This is a genomic window from Gemmobacter nanjingensis, from assembly GCF_014652195.1.
Taxonomy (GTDB): domain Bacteria; phylum Pseudomonadota; class Alphaproteobacteria; order Rhodobacterales; family Rhodobacteraceae; genus Gemmobacter; species Gemmobacter caeni.
The window spans coordinates 1-3,694 of sequence record NZ_BMYI01000059.1 but is presented as its reverse complement, the minus strand read 5'-3'; the positions used below and the strand labels follow the sequence as shown (position 1 = coordinate 3,694).

Here is a 3,694-nt window from a genome sequence, read left to right as displayed (position 1 = left end):
GCAGGTCGGCGCCCCGGCGCTGCCGGTCTACAGCTTTACCGATGACGATATCATCGTCTCGAAGCCGCAGGATTACGACCCGTTTCCGGGGCTGGAGGAGACCTTTAACGCGGTCACCGCGCAATATCCCGACCCCGAAAGCCTCTGGGAAAGCAAGGAGGCGCCGCCGCGCACCAATGCCGCCTGGGAGGCCGCCGATGCCTTCGGCCGCCGCACCGCCGATCTGACGCTGCCCGCCGTGCCTTACAAGCGACAGGTGCAGCGCCTGATGCGGGCATGGATCGAGGACGAGCGCCGCTTCCGCCGCCACAGCCTGACGCTGCCGCCCGATGCCTCGGCGCTGGAACTCCTCGACACCGCCGACTGGTCGAGCGCCCGCAACGGCTATGTCAGCAAGGACTTCTCGATCAGCGAGGTGGTCGAGGATCTGCGCACCGGCCTGAAGAAGGTCTCGATCCGCGAGCGTGATCCGGCGGATTACGACTGGAGCGCGGAATTTGAACTGCCCGACACCCCCGCCACGCCGGGCACCACGATCCCGGTCCAGCCAGTGTCAGGATTTGCCGTCAGCGCCATCGTCCTGAAGGATGCCGGGGGCGCCGGTCGGCGCGTGGCGCTGCAGCTCGGCTGGGACAGCGATCTGGATGCGCGGGGCCTGCGCTGGCGCCTCCGGCTCGCGGGCACCACCGCCATCATCCTGCGCGGCGATACGCAGGATCTGGCCGAGGGCGGTACGGTGATCAGCGCGGGCCTCTTGCCCGCCACCGCCTATGAGGTCAGCGCCCGGCTGATCTCGGGCCGCAAGACCGCCTGGACCGGCTGGCTCGGCGCCACCACCGCCAGCCTGAAGCTCGGCCCCGCCGATCTCGACTGGTCGCAGCTGGAGACCGAAATCCTCGGCGAACTCGATGACCTGCAGCAGTGGATCGACGGCGGGCTGGATCAGGCGGATGCGGCGCTGGATGATGTCCGGGCGGAACTTCTGGGGCAGCTGACCGACCTGCAGGGCTGGGTCAGCAACGAACTGGATCTGGTCGACGATACGCTGGACGATGTGCGGGCGGAGGTGGCCGGTCTCACCACCGATCAGGCCGCGCAGGCGGCCGGGCTTGCGGCGCAGGCGGCGGCTCTGGCCGGTGAGGCGGCGGCGCGGGGGGATCTGGCCCTGACCACCGCGCAGCATTACCGCGATCTGGCCCGCTCGATGCAGGCGCTGCGCGATTATGTGGCCGAGCTGGATTATCAGTCCTACAGCGCCCGCGAGGAGCTGCGGCGCCAGATCGGCGTGGTGGTCGAGGGCTATGCCGCCTCGTTCGACGAGCGGATCACGGTCGGGGCCAGCGCCACCGGCGCCATTGCCGAACGGGTCACGGTTCTGGAGGCGGAGGGTCAGAGCCTCGGGGCGCAGATCCTCGCGGTGGATACGGCCCGGGTGGATGGCGAGAATGCGCTGGCCCAGCAGATCGCCGCCGTCTCCGTCGGCACCAATACCCAGTTCGACCATGCGAAGATCTGGTACTTCGACACGACGGCCGAAGGCTGGACCGGATCCCCCTCGGCGCCCGCTGCGGCGGGCGGATACCTGCGCCCGCCGACCGGCGCCGGGGCGTGGATCGCCTCGCCCGGCGGGCTTGCCGTGGACACGCAGGTCTATTCGCAGGTCCGGGCGCGGCTCAGGCGGGTCGGGTCACCCGGCTGGACGGGCATCCTGTGGTGGCAGGCCGCCGGTCAGGGCTGGGGCGCCGGGCGCAGCCTTGCCATCCCCGAGCCGGTCTGGGTCGACGGGATCACGGATATCACGGTCACGCCGGACTGGGCGGGCCTGCTCGACCAGATCCGGCTGGATCTGGCATCGGCACCCGACGGCAGCAACTATATCGAGATTGACTGGATCGCCATCGGCCGCCCCTCGCCGGGGGCCAGCCGGGCGGAGCTGGTGGCCGAACGCACGGCGCGGATCTCGGCCGATGCGGCGCAGGCCAGTGCCATCACGGAACTGGAGGCCAGCCTGACCGGCGTGGGTGGCGTGGCCAGTGCCACGGCCAATGCGGTGCAGGCGCTGGATGGCCGGGTGAGCGTCGCTGAGGGGCAGCTGTCGGCGCAGGCCACGGCGATCACCGGGCTGCAATCGGATGTGGCGGGCAAGGCCAGCGCGGCGGCGGTCTCGGAACTGGCGACCGGGGTCAGCGACCTCTCGGACGGGCTGACCAGCCAGAGTGTTGCGGTGATCGCCCTGCGCAACAGCATCGATCCGCTGGCGGCCGAGGGGCTGGAGGCCCAGTTCGCGGCCTTCCTCGCCGACCGCGACCTGCGCGAGGCGGCGGCCTCGGCCGATGAGGTGATCCGCACGGATGTCACCGCCCAGGGCGCGGAAATGAACGTCCTCGCGGAAAAGATCACGCGGCTCGAGGCCACGGTGCCCGGCCTTGCCGGGGCCAGCGCGCTGGAGGCGCTGACGGCTCGCGTCACCGTGACCGAGGCCGGTCTCACCGCGCAGGCCTCGGCCATCACCGCCCTGCAATCCGACGTGGCGGGCAAGGCCTCGGCCAGCGCGCTGACCGCGCTGACCAGCCGGGTGACCGATGCGGAAACGGCGCTCACCTCGACCGCCTCGGCGGTCACCACGCTGCAATCCCAGATGGCAGGCAAGGCCAGCGCCTCGGCGGTCAGCAGCCTGACCACGCGGGTCAGCGATGCCGAGACCGCGCTGACCAGCCAGTCCGGCGCGATCACCAGCCTGCAGAATGATCTGGCGGGGAAAGCCTCGGCCACGGCGCTGAATGCCCTGACGACGCGGGTGACGGCGGCGGAAGGCGCGATCTCGTCGCAATCCTCGGCGATCACCAGCCTGCAGAATGATGTGGCGGGCAAGGCCTCGACCAGCGCCCTGACCGCCCTGACGACGCGGGTGACGGCGGCGGAAGGCGCGATCTCGTCGCAATCCTCTGCCATCACCAGCTTGCAGAGTGATGTGGCGGGCAAGGCCTCGACCAGCGCCCTGACTGTCCTGACGACGCGGGTGACGGCGGCGGAAGGCGCGATCTCGGCGCAATCCTCGGCCATCACCAGCCTGCAGAATGATCTGGCGGGCAAGGCCTCGACCAGCGCCCTGACTGCCCTGACGACGCGGGTGACGGCGGCGGAGGGCACGATCTCGTCGCAATCCTCGGCCATCACCAGCCTGCAGAACGATCTGGCGGGCAAGGCCAGTTCCGCCACGGTCGGCGCGCTGACCAACCGGGTCACCGCCGTGGAAACGGTGGCCGGATCGAAGAACCGGGTGTTCCGGCAGAGCGATGCCCCGACCGGGCTGACGACCGGGAATGCGGGCGATCTGTGGTTTGACACCGATGACAATGACAGGTGCTGGCGCTGGAATGGCAGCGGCTGGGTCTCGGTGCAGGACAAGAATATCCCGGCCCTGCAAAGCACCGTCGCCGCGCAGGCCTCGGCGATCACCAGCCTGCAGAGCGAGGTTGCGGGCAAGGCCAGCGCCTCGGCCCTGAGCGCGCTGGAGAGCAAGGTCACCTCGGTCGAGACCACGGCCAACAGCAAGAACAGGGTCTTCCGCGCTTCGACGGCGCCAGCCAGCCCCGGGATCGGCGATCTGTGGTTTGACACTTCGAGCAACAGCAAATGCTACCGCTGGGGCGGGGCCAACTGGATCTCGGTGCAGGACGGCAATATTCCCGAT

1 pseudogene is annotated in these 3,694 nt (G+C 69.8%); it reads left to right on the top strand.

From position 1 onward, the window contains the following. Positions 1–3,694 (top strand): annotated as a pseudogene (locus tag IE126_RS25480) (hypothetical protein); the annotation flags it as partial.